This is a genomic window from Bradyrhizobium sp., from assembly GCF_004799405.1.
Classification (GTDB): domain Bacteria; phylum Pseudomonadota; class Alphaproteobacteria; order Rhizobiales; family Xanthobacteraceae; genus Bradyrhizobium.
Genome location: NZ_SSMW01000024.1, coordinates 24633 through 39506, shown reverse-complemented (window position 1 = coordinate 39506; position 14874 = coordinate 24633). Strand labels below are relative to the sequence as shown.

21 protein-coding genes are annotated in these 14874 nt (G+C 59.9%); 4 read left to right on the top strand and 17 right to left on the bottom strand.

The window, feature by feature from the left end:
- A partial coding sequence (locus E7813_RS04290) for a PHP domain-containing protein (RefSeq protein WP_291571216.1) occupies window positions 1-1056 on the bottom strand: 1056 nt, incomplete at its 3' end.
- A gap of 439 nt (window positions 1057-1495) precedes the next feature.
- Here E7813_RS04290 and E7813_RS04285 point away from each other — a divergent pair.
- Window positions 1496-2410: an IS1595 family transposase gene (locus E7813_RS04285; RefSeq protein WP_291571211.1), complete on the top strand. Its 915-nt coding sequence runs from the start codon at window positions 1496-1498 to the stop codon at window positions 2408-2410.
- 127 nt (window positions 2411-2537) lie between these two features.
- Window positions 2538-2846, top strand: coding sequence for a hypothetical protein (locus E7813_RS04280; protein ID WP_291571209.1), 309 nt, complete (start codon window positions 2538-2540; stop codon window positions 2844-2846).
- On the opposite strand, the gene E7813_RS04275 is transcribed toward E7813_RS04280, so the two are convergent.
- A complete protein-coding gene (locus E7813_RS04275; RefSeq protein WP_291571208.1) occupies window positions 2825-2989 on the bottom strand; it encodes a hypothetical protein in 165 nt (54 codons plus the stop codon). The two genes, E7813_RS04280 and E7813_RS04275, sit on opposite strands and share 22 nt — an antisense overlap.
- A 527-nt stretch (window positions 2990-3516) precedes the next feature.
- Window positions 3517-3732, bottom strand: coding sequence for a hypothetical protein (locus E7813_RS04270; RefSeq protein WP_291571206.1), 216 nt, complete (start codon window positions 3730-3732; stop codon window positions 3517-3519).
- Between the two features lie 188 nt (window positions 3733-3920).
- Here E7813_RS04270 and E7813_RS04265 point away from each other — a divergent pair, with 188 nt between their 5' ends.
- Window positions 3921-4187 (top strand): DUF3551 domain-containing protein, encoded by a 267-nt coding sequence (locus E7813_RS04265; RefSeq protein WP_291571204.1) that lies wholly within the window; start codon window positions 3921-3923, stop codon window positions 4185-4187.
- A 1-nt stretch (window position 4188) separates the two neighbouring features.
- On the opposite strand, the gene E7813_RS04260 is transcribed toward E7813_RS04265, so the two are convergent.
- From E7813_RS04260 to E7813_RS04215, 10 genes are all read right to left on the bottom strand, one after another.
- Window positions 4189-4887 (bottom strand): ABC transporter ATP-binding protein, encoded by a 699-nt coding sequence (locus E7813_RS04260; protein WP_291571202.1) that lies wholly within the window; start codon window positions 4885-4887, stop codon window positions 4189-4191.
- A 7-nt stretch (window positions 4888-4894) separates the two neighbouring features.
- A complete protein-coding gene (locus E7813_RS04255) occupies window positions 4895-6175 on the bottom strand; it encodes a lipoprotein-releasing ABC transporter permease subunit (protein WP_291571200.1) in 1281 nt (426 codons plus the stop codon).
- A 75-nt stretch (window positions 6176-6250) separates the two neighbouring features.
- Window positions 6251-7570, bottom strand: a complete 1320-nt coding sequence (gene proS, locus E7813_RS04250) for a proline--tRNA ligase (RefSeq protein WP_291571198.1) — start codon at window positions 7568-7570, stop codon at window positions 6251-6253.
- Between the two features lie 199 nt (window positions 7571-7769).
- Window positions 7770-8174, bottom strand: a complete 405-nt coding sequence (locus E7813_RS04245) for a hypothetical protein (protein WP_363331150.1) — start codon at window positions 8172-8174, stop codon at window positions 7770-7772.
- An 8-nt stretch (window positions 8175-8182) separates the two neighbouring features.
- Window positions 8183-8668 (bottom strand): copper chaperone PCu(A)C, encoded by a 486-nt coding sequence (locus E7813_RS04240; protein WP_291571214.1) that lies wholly within the window; start codon window positions 8666-8668, stop codon window positions 8183-8185.
- 92 nt (window positions 8669-8760) lie between these two features.
- Window positions 8761-9720, bottom strand: coding sequence for a copper homeostasis membrane protein CopD (copD, locus tag E7813_RS04235; protein WP_291571196.1), 960 nt, complete (start codon window positions 9718-9720; stop codon window positions 8761-8763).
- 18 nt (window positions 9721-9738) lie between these two features.
- Window positions 9739-10101, bottom strand: a complete 363-nt coding sequence (locus tag E7813_RS04230) for a copper resistance CopC family protein (RefSeq protein ID WP_291571194.1) — start codon at window positions 10099-10101, stop codon at window positions 9739-9741.
- Between the two features lie 2 nt (window positions 10102-10103).
- A complete protein-coding gene (locus E7813_RS04225; protein ID WP_291571192.1) occupies window positions 10104-11117 on the bottom strand; it encodes a hypothetical protein in 1014 nt (337 codons plus the stop codon).
- Between the two features lie 58 nt (window positions 11118-11175).
- Entirely contained in the window at window positions 11176-11565 is a 390-nt protein-coding gene (locus E7813_RS04220) for a DUF2946 domain-containing protein (protein ID WP_291571191.1), read from the bottom strand.
- 452 nt (window positions 11566-12017) lie between these two features.
- Window positions 12018-12155 (bottom strand): hypothetical protein, encoded by a 138-nt coding sequence (locus E7813_RS04215; protein ID WP_291571189.1) that lies wholly within the window; start codon window positions 12153-12155, stop codon window positions 12018-12020.
- On the opposite strand from E7813_RS04215, the gene E7813_RS04210 reads away from it, so the two are divergent.
- A complete protein-coding gene (locus E7813_RS04210) occupies window positions 12154-12576 on the top strand; it encodes a globin (RefSeq protein ID WP_291571187.1) in 423 nt (140 codons plus the stop codon). The two genes, E7813_RS04215 and E7813_RS04210, sit on opposite strands and share 2 nt — an antisense overlap.
- Window positions 12577-12696: 120 nt before the next feature.
- Here the strand turns inward: E7813_RS04210 and E7813_RS04205 are convergent, their stop codons facing one another.
- From E7813_RS04205 to mce, 4 genes are all read right to left on the bottom strand, one after another.
- Window positions 12697-13047: a hypothetical protein gene (locus E7813_RS04205; protein ID WP_291571185.1), complete on the bottom strand. Its 351-nt coding sequence runs from the start codon at window positions 13045-13047 to the stop codon at window positions 12697-12699.
- A gap of 195 nt (window positions 13048-13242) precedes the next feature.
- Window positions 13243-13947: an outer membrane beta-barrel protein gene (locus E7813_RS04200; RefSeq protein WP_291571183.1), complete on the bottom strand. Its 705-nt coding sequence runs from the start codon at window positions 13945-13947 to the stop codon at window positions 13243-13245.
- Window positions 13948-14182: 235 nt separating this feature from the next.
- A complete protein-coding gene (locus tag E7813_RS04195; protein ID WP_291571181.1) occupies window positions 14183-14458 on the bottom strand; it encodes a DUF1467 family protein in 276 nt (91 codons plus the stop codon).
- 5 nt (window positions 14459-14463) lie between these two features.
- Window positions 14464-14868, bottom strand: coding sequence for a methylmalonyl-CoA epimerase (gene mce, locus E7813_RS04190; protein WP_291571180.1), 405 nt, complete (start codon window positions 14866-14868; stop codon window positions 14464-14466).
- Window positions 14869-14874 lie beyond the last annotated feature (6 nt).

The window sequence follows — 14874 nt, the reverse complement described above, 5'->3', positions numbered from 1 at the left end:
ATAGCCGGGATATTTCATGCGCTCGATGACGCCGAGTTCGAAACTCAGGCGTTCGCGATATTCCTCTTCGCTGACCCCCGGCGCGCAGCCGTTCAGGATCAGACGCTTGACCAGCCCTTCTTCCGCCTGACGGCGCAATTCGGCGGTCTCGTCGCTTTCGGAGTTCGCGGCATTGGCGCCCTTGCCGACGGTGAACCGCGGCAGAATCGGCTTGCGCGTGACGGGGCGGAATGCGCAGCGCTCGGCGATCTCGACCGTGGAGGCCAGCGCTTCCGGAATGTCTGCGAACAGCACCGCCATTTCGGCGCGGGTCTTGAAGCGATGATCCGGTGTAAGTTGATCGCGATCGGTTTCGGCGATGAGACGCCCGCCGGCGATGCAAAGCAGCGCATCGTGGGCTTCGTAATCGTCCGCGGCCGCAAAATACGGCTCGTTGGTCGCAACCAGCGGAAATCCCCTGGTATAGGCAAGATCGATCAGCGCGGATTCGGCGCGGCGCTCCTTGTCGAGGCCGTGACGCTGCAACTCGATATAGAGGCGGTCGCCAAACAACGTCGCCAGCCGGTCGCAGCGGGACGCCGCGAGGCCTGCATGATCGGCATTGATCGCCAGCGAGATCGGACCTTCAGGGCCGCCGGTCAGGGCGATCAGATCCTCGGCATCGCCCTGCAACCATTCGAACTTGATATGAGGAGCCTGGTGAACGGGGGTTTCGAGGAATGCCCGCGAGTTCAGCCGCATCAGGCTGCGATAACCCCGTTCGCGCGCCGCCAGCAGCACGATTCGTGACGGGCCCGCCGCCAGCACATTGCGTGCATTCGGGTCCTGATCGCCGAAATCGACCGCCAGCTCGCAGCCGATGATCGGCTGGATGCCGTAGGCCGCCATCTTGTCGGAGAACTCCAGCGCCCCGAACATGTTGTCGGTATCGGTCAATGCCAGCGCCGGCTGGCGGTCGGCCTTGGCCAACTCACCGAGCTTCTGGATCTTGATCGACCCCTTCAGCAGCGAATAGGCCGAGTGGACGTGGAGATGGACAAATCCGGCATTGGGCATGGTTGCCGAAGGCTTCTGCATCATGGCGGTGAGCGATCACTGGGACTTGAGGAAGCGCCGCCGCCTGCGAAGGCCGACTCGCCCCTTGATGGTGGTGCCTCGCACCGGAACTGTCCACGCGGAACCCACGTTTCCAGCCCGGTGTCCCGCTTTTCCCCAAGACCCTTTTCCCCAAGCCCTGCCCGGAGACTGAACTCCGGAAAGACGCCTTCAGAGCTGGGGAATCAGTTGCGCCCAGACCGCGATCATCCCAACGAAAAGCACGATCGACGCCAGCGCCGCAGCCTCTTCTACAAAAGTCTTCAACATGCCCGCCTCCTTAGATTGGAACATAAGAAGAACATTGTTCCTTTTTTGTTCCAGGAGTCAAGAGGGCGATTATCCGGTTGACACCACAAGCCACATGATATAGGTTAATGACCATCAAAGGACGATGGCCATGCCCAAAACCAGCCTGTTTGCCGAACCCCACTTTCAGAACGACGAAGCCGCCAGAGCGATGCTGGAAAGCATCCTTTGGGCCGATGGCCCGGTTTGCCCGCATTGCGGCATTGTGGACAGCGCATACAAAACCAAACGCCCCGGCGTTTACCGCTGCGCCGAACAAGGTTGCCGGAAGGACTTTTCCGTGACCATGAAGACCGTTATGGAGCGGTCGCACATTGCCCTGCACAAGTGGCTGCAAGCCTTCCACCTGATGACCTCCAGCAAGAAGGGCGTTTCTGCCCATCAACTGCACAGGACGCTACAGATCGGTTACGAAGCCGCGTGGTTCATGGCTCACCGCATCCGCGAGTCAATGCGCGCTGGGGGCCTCAGCCCTCTGGGCGGTGGTGGCAACGCCGTGGAAGCAGACGAAACCTATTTCGGCCATCTGGAAGGCCAGCCCAAAAAGGGTCGCCTTGGCACGTCCAACATGAACACCGTGCTTACTCTTGTGGAACGTGGTGGTTCTGCCCGCAGCTTTCATCTGGACAGCAATCGCATTGCCGACATTGCACCGATCTTGCGAGCCAATCTTAGCCGCGAAGCCAAACTGATGACGGATGAACATGGCTCTTACAAAGAAGTTGGCCGCGAGTTTGCAAGCCATGACACCGTGAACCACAGCCGGGACGAATACGTGCGCGGCGACGCCTATACCAATACGGTGGAAGGCTTCTATTCGATCTTCAAGCGCGGCATGAAGGGCGTCTACCAGCATTGCGCCGAGAAGCATCTGCACCGCTATCTTTCAGAATTTGACTTCCGTTATTCCAACCGCGTGGCGCTGGGCGTCAACGATGGGGAACGGCGAACGCTTGCCATCAAAGGTGCGGCTGGCAAGCGTTTGACGTATCGGGGGCGTCACTAAGCCAGACTTCAAGCGGCTCGCGCGGCGTTTCCTGCGCTGGCGGGCGAAGCAGCATCCAAAACCAAAGCCTCGATTCGTCAAATACTGGCGGACGCGCTAGAGTTGCTTTCTAGCGGGGGTTAGACCTATGGCCAGCATTCTTGAGAAGCTGAAACAATTGGCTCTGGATTATGCGAGCAACAGACAAAGAGAGATAGCGGACATTGATAAAAAGCTCGCGCAAATTGAGCAAGAAAAGCTGAATCTTAGTGCGGAACGCGAGAAGGCTCATGCGACGACGGAGCGAGCGACGAATTTTCCTATCGAGGGCGGGACTGATTACCCTTGTCCCATATGCTGGGCTGATGGAATTACTTCTTTCCTGCGCCCCGTAAGTAGCCCCGACAGTCGGGATATGTTCCGTTGTAATAAGTGTCATTTCGAGGATGCCTTCTGACGTTTGCGTGGCTTGGTTTTCTTGGCCTTTGGCTTCGCTTTCATGGGCACGTGCCCGGCCACGCGCGCACCTAGCAGTGCCGCCCTCATGCGCTCTTTCGCTTCTTCCGGGCTGTATTGATCGTCGGATTTCTTTTGTGCCATGAAACGTTCTCGAAAGACCAAAGACAGGCGGATGACTCAGACCCAACTGAGACGGGCCTTTCGTCCATATGGTATCTATTTAGGCGAACTCGTATTCTTGTGGAACGAGCTTCACCAGAATCTATCTTACCTATTTGAGTTAATAATAAAGTCTCACTCCCGAAAAATGGGAGTTTCGATCTGGCATTCGACAGATAGCGACTTTGTTCAACGAAAAATGTTGCGGGTTGCTACGGAGGTCGCAACGCAGTTGTCCGCTCCCCAGCGGGAGGATATTCTTTGGCTGCTAAACCGCATTGATGGCACTCTACGACACAACCGCAATGACGCGCTCCACTCGCCATTTTCGTTTGTGCAAGATGAGACTGAAAGGGTGGCCAAAATCTTGGTTATCCCCACCCCAGATTCCGATAGCCCCAGAGCCAAATCACTCCTGAAGAAGGAGTGGGAAGACTTAACCCAGGAATTTGAAAGCTACATAGAACTGACAAACACCCTGAATGACTTCGCGGGCTCCATGTTCAACGCTATGATCGCTCCCGCGATACATTCATGGCCAGAAAAACCTCCCTTGCCACAAGCTCACCGAACGAGGAGCCGTAAGGGATCGTCTCGTCGAAAAACCGCCAAATAACTTCAGCGCCCGCATCGATCATCGCGGGCGTTATTTCGACATCGGGCGCGCCAACCAAATCACCTGATTTGGTGTCGCCCTGACTACCTTTGGGGGCTTGTGGTGTCAACCGGATAATCCCCAGTCAAGAGCCGAGGGAGGGGATCGCTTTGAAAAAACGGCCTTTAAAAAACCGCTTGGTTAACGCGGACTGGTGCCGGGGGGAGTGCCCTGCGGAACGACCGCCGCGAATCCCTATTACAAGGCTAAGGTCGCACGGCTGCCTGGCCGCAGCCGGCTATTCCGGAGGAAATACTGATGCGCATTCTGGCTTTAGCGATTTTGGCGATCGGAACGATCTGGGCAACCGTGCCGGCACGGGCCCAGATGTACGCTCCGGACTATCCGGTTTGCATCCAGGTATACGCTCCCATCCAATATATCGACTGCAGCTACAACTCATTGGCTCAGTGCGCCGCGACTGCGTCGGGCCGCGCGGCGGAGTGCATCGTCAATCCGTATTATGCGAACGCGTATCAGGAGCCGTGGGGACGACGCCACAGACGCCATCCCCGCGCTTACTGAGCTAGTCCAGTTCCACCACCCGACCGTCAACCAGCGACACCCGCCGGTCCATCCGGCCGGCCAGTTCCATGTTATGGGTCGCGATCAGCATCGCTACCCGCGTCGCCCTGACCAGTTGCATCAGCGCCCCGAAGACGTGGTCGGCGGTGTTTGGATCGAGATTTCCGGTCGGCTCATCCGCAAACAGCACGCGCGGCGCGTTGGCGACCGCCCGCGCGATCGCCACCCGCTGTTGCTCGCCGCCGGACAGTTCGGCCGGCCGGTGCTTGATGCGCTCGCCGAGACCCAGATAGGTCAGGATTTCGGTGGCGCGTTTGACGGTTTCGGCGCGCTTGAGGCCACAGATCATCTGCGGCAGCATAACGTTCTCAAGCGCGGAGAATTCCGGCAGCAGCCGGTGCGACTGATAGACAAAGCCGATGTCGGTGCGGCGGATCTGGGTTCGCTCGATATCCGACAATTGCGAGGTCGGCGCGCCGCCGACATAGACTTCGCCGTCATCGGGGCTTTCGAGCAGGCCCGCGATATGCAAGAGCGTCGATTTGCCGGCGCCCGACGGCGCCACCAGCGCCACCGACTGTCCCGCCCACAGCGCGAGCTTGACGCCATCGAGGATCGTCAGGGTGGTTTCGCCCTGGACGTACTGGCGCTTTATCTCGTGGAGATAAACGACCGGTACATCTTCTGCCCCCTGCTCCATCTATCCCTCACTCGTACCGGAGCGCTTCGACGGGATCGAGACGCGCAGCACGCCAGGACGGATAAAGCGTAGCGAGGAAAGACAGCGTCAAGGCCATGATCACCACCGCGCTGGTCTCGCCGAAATCGATCTCGGCCGGCAGCTTGGAGAGGAAGTAGAGTTCGGGCGAAAACAATTCGGTGTTGGTGAGCCAGGACAGGAATTGCCGGATCGACTCGATATTGAGGCAGATCAGCATCCCGACAAAAAGCCCGGTCAGCGTGCCGACCACGCCGATCGCGGCGCCCGTGATCAGGAACACCCGCATGATCGAGCCTTGCGAGGCGCCCATGGTGCGCAGAATCGCGATATCGCTGCCCTTGTCCTTTACCAGCATGATCAGGCCCGACACGATATTGAGCGCCGCGACCAGTACGATCATGGTGAGAATCAGAAACATCACGTTACGCTCGACCTGAAGCGCATTGAAGAAGGTTGAGTTGCGCTGCCGCCAATCCACCAGAAATACCGGCCGGCCGGCGGCTTCGGTCACGGTCTTGCGGAAGACGTCGATCTTGTCGGGATTGGTGGTGAACACCTCGATCGCGGTCACGTCGTTGGCGCGGTTGAAATAGGCCTGCGCCTCCGGAAGCGGCATGAACACAAAGCTCGCATCGTATTCCGTCATGCCGATCTCGAATACCGCGGCAATCTTGTACGGCTTGATGCGCGGCGTAATGCCCATCGGGGTCACCGCTCCCCGCGGCGCCACCAGCGTGATGCTGTCGCCGGCATGCAGCGACAGTTGATCGGCGAGCCGGCGGCCGATGGCGACGCCCTGCCCTTCGTCGAATCCCTCGAGCGTGCCCTGCTTGATGTTCTTGGCAATCGAGGTGAGGTTGTTGAGGTCGTCGGCGCGAATGCCGCGAACCAGCACGCCGGACGCATTGAACGGCGAGGATGCCAGCGCCTGGCCATCCACCACGGGTGCCGCGAGGCGGATGCCCGCTACCTGGTTGATGCGATCGGCGACGTCTTTCCAGTCGGTCAGCGGCGATTCCAACGGCTGAACCAAAAGATGGCCGTTGAGGCCGAGAATCTTGTCCAGCAACTCCTTTCGGAAGCCGTTCATGACGGCCATCACGATGATGAGCGTGGCAACCCCGAGCATGATGCCCAGAAACGAAAAGCCGGCGATGACGGAAATGAAGCCTTCCTTGCGACGTGCCCGCAAATAGCGTCCGGACAGCAGCCATTCGAATGGCGCGAAAGGTGGGGTCCGAACTGGCTCGCTCATGGCTTCATCCATAGTTCGATTTTCACACGATTCGGGCTAATTGTAGCCGCCACGGCCGATATCGCGGCAACAGCGGTGGATAATTGCTCACGAAGTCAACCGCGCCACGACATCAGCCGGACTGAGGTTCTCCCGCATCCCGTCGCTGCGCCGCTTGATCTCCAGCTTGCCTTCGGCGAGCCCTTTCGGGCCGACCAGAACCTGCCACGGAATGCCGATCAGGTCGGCGGCGGCGAATTTCGCGCCGGCGCGCTGGTCGGTGTCGTCGTACAAAACCTCGACGCCTTTGGCGGTGAGTTCGCGATAAAGCCGTTCGCAGGCGGCATCCGTATCTTCGGCGCCCTGCTTCAAATTCAGGATTGCCGCCTTGAACGGCGCTACCGCTTCCGGCCATTTGATGCCGGCATCGTCGTGACAGGCCTCGATGATCGCGCCGACCAGACGCGAGACCCCGACACCGTAGGAGCCGCCATGTACCGCCACCTCGGCGCCATCGGCGCCCGCGACAAAAGCCTTCATCGTGTCGGAATATTTGGTGCCGAAATAGAAGATTTGACCGACCTCGATGCCCCTGGTCTGCAGCTTCTTGCCGGCGGGGACCTCGCGGTCGAAGCGCGCCGCGTCGTGGACGTCTTCGGTGGCGGCGTAGACTGAAGTCCATTGCTTGATGATGGGGCCGAGATCGCCGTCATAGTCGATCTCCTCGCCGGGCACCGGCAGATCGAGCACATCGCTGTCGCAATAAACCGCGGACTCGCCGGTTTCGGCCAGCACGATGAATTCGTGGCTGAGATCGCCGCCGATCGGGCCGGTTTCAGCGCGCATCGGGATCGCCTTCAACCCCATCCGCGCGAAGGTGCGCAAATACGCGACGAACATCCGGTTGTAGGAGCGACGCGCCGCGGCCTCGTCGACATCGAACGAATAGGCGTCCTTCATGAGGAATTCGCGGCCGCGCATCACGCCGAAGCGCGGCCGCTGCTCGTCGCGGAATTTCCACTGGATGTGATAGAGGTTGAGCGGCAGGCTCCTGTAGGATTTCACGTAGCTTCGGAAAATCTCGGTGATCATTTCCTCATTGGTGGGCCCGTAGAGCAGCTCGCGCTTGTGCCGGTCGGTAATGCGCAGCATTTCCGGGCCATAGGCATCATAGCGCCCGCTCTCGCGCCACAGGTCCGCCAGTTGCAGCGTCGGCATCAACAGCTCGAGCGCGCCGGCGCGGTTTTGCTCTTCGCGGACAATCTGCTCGATCTTCTTCAGCACTCGCAAGCCCAGCGGCAGCCAGGCGTAAATGCCCGCCGCTTCCTGCCGCATCATGCCGGCGCGCAGCATCAGGCGATGCGACACGATCTCGGCCTCTTTCGGATTCTCTTTGAGGATGGGCAGAAAGAATCGCGACAATCGCATGGATATACTCGGAAGAATCGGTGAGAGACGGCAGGCCAGCAGTGAAACCGGATCGGGTATGAAAACACAAGGGCGGGCGTCGGGAAAAGGCCGCTAAACCAGCGGATTTCCTGTTGTTTTGCCGACGATTTTGACCGCGCGATTATGGCGCGAACAGGTCACAAACCGCGGGGTGAATGAAAAACCTCAAAGAGATTGGCTAGCGCGCGGGTACGTTGAGCTCGTCTTCCAGCGTAATCCTGTCGGAGCCGGCCGTCAGGACATCGATACGGACGTGCCAGCGGCCGGGATAAGGAATCGGCACGTCGCGAACGTGCCAATAGCCGTCCGCGCCCGATGTGGCCTTGCGCTCCAAGGGTGTGACGCCGCGCCCGGGCAGGCTCAGGGTCAACGTGGCTTCCCTGGCCTTGAGCAGGTTTCCCTCGCCGTCCATCAGTTGCAGAACGAAGCTGTCGGCGCCGACTCGCCCCGGCAACATCAGAACCTGAAACATGGCCTTCTCTGCATGAATGTGAATCGCGAGTTCGGCGAACACCGGCTTGCAAGCCAAGGCAGCGAGCGTGGCGAGCGCGATCAGCAAACGCGAAAAGCTAACCCTGGACATCATCGGCCTCACATCTTCGCGCCACCGGGCATCTTTTTCATGTCCATGCCGCCTGATCCGGCGCCGGGCCCCTGCGCCCCTACGCCTTGCACATCGAACGAGAGGGATACCTTGCCGGCCTTTTCGAACTCAAGAGTGACCGGCACCTTGTCGCCCTGCCTGAGGGGTTTCTTGAGATCGGAAAACATCAGGTGATATCCCCCTGGCGCCAGCTTGACGGTCTTGCCGGGATCGATCGTCAGACCGCCGTCGAGCGGACGCATCGTCATCACGCCGTTGTTCATGGCCATCTCGTGGACCTCGATTTTGCCCGCAACCTCCCCCGAGCCGCCGAGCAGCCGATCCGCCGTGGCGCCCTTGTTCTCGATAGTCAGATATCCGCCTGCGATTTTCGCGCCCCCCGGCGTGGCGCGGCTCCAGGCCTGCGTAATCACGAGATCGCCGGCCTTGACCTCCTGGGCGCATGCGGGTGCGGCCAAAAAACAACACAGCATTGCGGCGCACGCGATGACGCATGTGACCGATGGGAACGCTCGTCTTTCGATATGCATTTTGGTCCTCTCGTGCGCTTTCAACGAACTTGCAGTTACAGAGCGTGGGTTGCGGGATGCAACGTCCCCAGCATCCCGACGATGGCGAAAATCACCGATGCCAGAGCGATCTCGATCAGGCTGCCACGCGTCAGCAGGCGAAGCACCTCGACCGGCGGCCGGTCTTCCGACGGAGAGGCAAGCCCCGGCGTCAGCCAGTATCGATTGACGCCTGCGACCGAAAGCATACCGGCAAACAGCGCCGTCTTCAGCATCAGGAGCCGTCCGTATTCGGTGCCGATCAATCCGTGCAGGGAGCCAACCAGGATCCACGCGTTGACGATGCCGGTTGCGAAGATCACCACAACGATGGTGAGGCCCATCGTCGAAAAGCTTTGGGTAGCTTCCCGGGCAAACGACATGCCCGCATCAGTCCGATCGCGCCGGGTGATCGACAACAGCAGTACCAGCGATACGAGGCCTCCGACCCAGGTTGCGGCGGCGAAGAGATGGAGAATATCGGCAGTCAGGTGAAAGATTCCCATTTCACCAGCGGTCGATCCCGCGTGCCCGGTCCAGGCAATCGCCGCGGTCAGGCCGAGAGACATTGCCAAGGCGAGCCCGCGTACCAGCGGAACCCGGTCATACGCCAGACAGCCCGCCAGAATAACGGCCATCACGACGCGAATTTCCGAGACCAATCCGAATTGCGTATCATTCACGACCGTCGACAGCAGACTGGGTGTCATCGCCTCCCGGAACGGAAGACCGCTTATGGATGCGGCCGCCAGCAACAGCCAGGCTAGGCCGGATACGACCGATACTGCGAGGCAGGCCCAGGCGACGCGAAGGGTTTGCGCGCGGACGATCATAACCACCGGATTGGACGAATGGATGGCGGCATCGGTCACCACCGCACGGAAAACCAGGGTTCCCGTCATTACCGCCGTTGCCGCAAGGTGTATGGCGCGAATGACGATCAAGGGAACGTCGATCCCCGCTCCGAGCCAATCCATCGGTCCGCTCCGGAGCTTTTACGGGCCAACTTTAAATGTGAAGCTGCCATCCGTCGTATGCGTGTCCACCGAGAGAACGTGCCACGTCACGTGATAGGTTCCGGTACCGCCGGGACGTAACGAGATCGACATCTGGGTGTCACTGACACGGGTTTTCCCGGAATCGATGCGCTGGCCGGCAGCATTGGTCACGGTGATGGTACTGAATGCCGACTCCAGCTTTTGCGTGAACCACAGCGTCACCTCACTTGGAGCCGTCGCCACGGTATTGCCGACACGAGGCTCCGCATGGTCGAGAAGAGCGTGCGCGCCGGCGTGTCCCGTCAGCAGCAACAAGAGGGGGATCGTTGCGAAAACAGAAGCAAGCGGTGAATGGCGCATGGTCAATTCCTGAAAAGCGGGGTGGGTTGGGTGGCCGGACCAAAGATCGGTTTGCCGATCCCGCGCGGGTCGATGTCGTCTAGGAACAAGTGCAGTTGCGCGATCACGCCGACATTGGTCCCACTCTGGCGGTTGACCGGAATCAGGGCCTCGACAGCGAACTGGAAGGTATTCCCGACCCAGACGATGCCCGGCTGAATGGTGCCCGTGGTCCTCGTTCCGGAGGTGAAGGTGTTTGCGACCGGTGTCTGGAACGAGCCTTCAACCAGCGGGATCAGGTGATTGATGAAATCAGGCAAGCCCAGATCGATGACCGCCGATTTGAGATAGGGCATGCTGTATTGGAGCGTCGCCCCCCAATTCAGCACTTGCGGATTGAATTCGGTGTCGAGCATTGGACCGCCGGTATTGGGATCGGTCCCAAAGCTGGTGGTCGAGCGCTGCCCTGGAAGCGCATAACCAACCTGGCCGGTGATTGCAACCGGACGAATCCAGGACAACGTGTCAGGCAGATCGCCGAGACCCTTGCCGAAATAAAACGTCGGCGTGTAGGTATTGAAGGGGTCTGCACCCACGCTCTTGGATCCCGTCCCGCCCCATTCGACGCTTAGTCCAACCGACATCACGAACTCGTGCTCGGGATCCCTGAACACGCGGTATTTGAAGGTGGTCTCCAGATCCTGGAATCCACTTGCGCCCATGCCCGTCAGCCCACCGGGTGCGCCGAGATGGGTGTAGGTCGGGGAAAACGACACCGCGAACGCCTCGGTGATCCGCTTGGAAAACTCTCCGGAAATATCGCTCTGCCTCACCGATGGATCGTCGCCGGTCTTGAAGCTGTCAACGGTCGGGAACGCCAACTCGTCGTTGACGCCGGGATCGTCGATCCCAAGCGTTGCGGGAAAGAAGCGGTTGCCGACGATTTCGTGAGCGACGGCCTTGCCGAAGGGCACGAACAGTATCGCAAGCAGTATTGCGGGCCCTGGCAGGCCCGCGCGCCGAAAACGGACAGACATAACGATTCACCGCGATGTTGAGTTGTGAACGCATCGGAACGGCCTGTGGCCGCCAAGTTCACGTCAACCGCGGTGGTGCTCGCGCCTGGGCGTGGGAACCGGCTCGGGAACCGGACAGGTCCGGCGCGATTGCGAGCCATACCACCTGCCCCGGCAGGCGATAACGCATCGGGACAGCGGCCTGCGGCGTATCGAGCGGCGCGCCGGTATGGAGCACGCTGCAAACCGAGCAGCAGCCTTCATGGGCGCGCTGCTGGCCGGATGGGTCGGCCTGTCCCGGGGTCGAGGCTTCATGAGTCGAGCAGATCGGCGACGAAGCATGCAGCGGATCGGAAGCGGCGATGCTGGCCGCCCAGGTCGCTCCGATCGGTGCGAATACCTGCACCATCAGGGCAACCAGGAAGATTGGAAGAAATTTCCTTACCCGCCGGCGCATCAGCGAAGTCACCTTCTCTCAAGATCACCAACTAATCATGCAGAGAGTCGGGTGTCGAGATAAGGTTCCCGGCGAGATGGTGTTGCCCGCGATGAAGGGGCTTTGAAAGCCTTACCGTTCCGGCGAGCAGTACGGAAATAACCTGTCTCCGCCGGTGTTCCTGCGCGGCGCGGCTCGCAGCTCTCCCGGACCTTCTCGGCTTACCCGAGCTAGTTCGCACGGCTCTCCTGCAACCAGAAATGGCGAAATCCCGATCATTTCGCCATTTGCCCGAATTTTGAACAATCGTTGCTGAAAATGGTGACAAGACGAAAAAGATGGTCTACCAGTGCGGGCTCAGGCCGGCCGCAAGGTCGAAGTCTGGTGGTCCAAGTCTCGGGAGGAGCCCTGGCGCGCACAAGCAGCGTCGCCCCGTCAATCAAGATCAAATCCAAATTTTCGGGGAAATAGGGTCGACACAATTTTTAGAGCAGGGCTTCCTCGCCCTGCTCTTTTTTCTTTTTGAGCATGGCTTCATCGCGCTGCTCTTTTTTCATGTTCGAGACGGTTTGTTTTCGCGATGGTTTGCGAGCATTCGCGTCGGTCACGGTACCGCGGGACATGACGACACCAGACAATCCAATCCAGCGCAGCTTCGAACTCGCCGCCGAACGCTGCGAGGATCTGACGCCGCTGGTCTATCGCCGTCTGTTCCGGCAACACCCGGAAGCCGAAGCCATGTTCCGCAGCGAGGGCAGCGACCCCGTGAAGGGCTCGATGCTGGCCCTTACCATCGACGCCATCCTGGATTTTGCCGGCGAGCGCACCGGACATTTTCGCTTGATCGAATGCGAGGTGTCATCGCACGACGCCTATGGCACGCCGCGCCCGCTGTTCGCGGCGTTCTTTGGCGTGATCGCGCAGACGTTGCGCGAACTTCTGGGGACCGATTGGTCGACGGAAATCGATCAGGCTTGGCAGAATCTGCTGGCGCAGATCGATCAAGTGCTCGCGCAGAACGGGCCACGCATTCCGTCATCCTGAGGTGCTTGCCTCTTCGGCAAGCCTCGAAGGATGTGGTTGTGCTCATCCTTCGAGGCGCGCAAGCGCGCGCACCTCCAGCGATAAGGGCGAAGCCGTTACGCAGGGATGACGACCAAGGGCTCAATCATCCCGCTCGAGGAAATTCGATCCGATATTCGCCTTCTTCTTGATCGGGTCGTAATCGCAATAGACGCCGTCGGCGACCAGCGTGTAGCTCGAAATCACCCGGTATTTGTCGAGCTTGAACGAGTTCAATCCGAGTACGGACGTGTTGGTTCCGGTATTCCACTTGAACGGGGTGGTACTCTCGGCCCTTTCGCAGGCGGCCACGGCGTCCGCGAAAACATAGCCCTCGACAAAGGATTTCACGGTCCGGAGCTGGACGGCCATTTTCCATTCGATATAGAGCGCTCCCGCAAGACCGGCGACCACCACCACCAAAAGCCCGATAATGGTTCTTTGGAACGTCATTTCCTGTTCTCCCGACCGGCAGATTCAGCGATCAGAACGCCATCTTCATCGGATATTTATGGTTCGTGTTTGTTCACGCTGTTCGATCTCCACCATGATAGCACGCGCTTTTGCGGTGGCGTGGCTTGAATTGCGGGCCGCAAAAAGCCCCGGATGATGCCGGGGCTTTGAGCTTGGTGGCGACGAACGGCTGGATCAGTATTTCGCAACCACCGGGCCGCCCCAGTTGAAGCGGTAATTCAGGCCGACCTGGACGGTCTGCACGTCCTGATGAACTTTACCGAGATTTCCACCGCTGGCAGAGATGACGACTTTGTCCGAGAAGCCCAGATAGTTGTATTCGGCAAAGACTGACCAGTTGGCCGCAACTTTCCACTCGGCACCGGCACCAGCGGTCCAGCCGGACTGACTGAACTTGGCGGTGTCAACCACCACGCCTTCGAACGTGAGGCTGGAATTGGTATGGGTCCATGCGCCGCCGCCCTTTGCGTAAAGCAACCAGTCCGCCGCAGGTACAAAGCCGATCCGGCCGGTCGCCGTGGCAAACCACGGGATGCTGCCGTGAAGCGTGAAGGGGTCGAGGACCGGCGAGTTGGCACTCGCCTTCAGGTCGGATGCGTCTGCCATGGCCTGCACGCCAATCACCCAGTTGCCGGCGAACTGATAGTCGCAGCCGATCTGACCGCCGCCGACGACGGCGGTGTCTTTCAGCTGCGCGATCGGAAAGCCATCGACCTCGTCGACCACCTTGGTGTTCGACCAGCCGGCGCCGACATTTCCGCCGATGTAGCAACCGGTCCAGGTCGGAACGACCGCGACCATGGCGGGCGCTTTGGTGTAGGTACGGGCGGGAAGGTCGGCCGCGAGGGCCGATCCGGTGAAAGCCGCAACCGCGGTCAACCCGAGCACTAATCTCTTCATATTGAATTTCCCCAGCGGAAGCGGTCCAGATCGGCACCGTCCATTCGTTGTTAGTAGACGATTTCAACCGCCGTGGCTGTTGCAGGACGAACACAACCAACCCGAAAATCGTTGGTCCGGCGGCTAACCTCATAGGACGGTTTTGGGGGATGCTTTGAGGGATGGCTTAACGGGGGACTGGCAGCGTATTGTAAAGACAAACGAATTTTCCGCTTTACAGCGGTATCCCCATCAGCTTCGACAGCCGCTCGATATTCAAATAGCCCGCGCCATAGGCAAGCCACCCGAGCGCAAAGATGATGGCGGAAATGATCGTGGTCCAGATCAACTTGCGGCCCATCCTGGTTGCGATCGGCGCGCCGGGGTCGCTACCGGGCACCCCCTCGCCGTCTTCGTGCTGGCTGCGCACCCCGAACGGCAGCGTCAGGAACAGCGCCAGCCACCATATGACGAAGTAGATCGCAAACGCGGTTGAGATAGTGTAGGCCATGCGTTTCAGGCCTGCTCGATTTCGACCAGCGCGCCGGAAAAATCCTTCGGATGCAGGAACAGCACCGGCTTGCCGTGCGCGCCGATCCGGGGCTTGCCGTCACCGAGCACCCGCGCGCCCTCCCCGATCAGGGTGTCGCGCGCCGCGACGATATCGGGCACCTCGTAGCAGATGTGATGGATACCGCCGTCGGGATTGCGCTCGAGGAACTTGGCGATTGGCGAAGTTTCGCCGAGCGGCTGGATGAATTCGATCTTGGTGTTGGGCAGCGTCACGAACACCGTGATGACGCCGTGCTCGGGCAGCGGCACCGCCGCGGAAATTTCGGCGCCGAACGCTGTAGCGTAGATTTTAGCGGATTTCTCGGCGTCCTTGGCCGCGATCGCGACATGATTGAGCCGGCCTAACATAACACT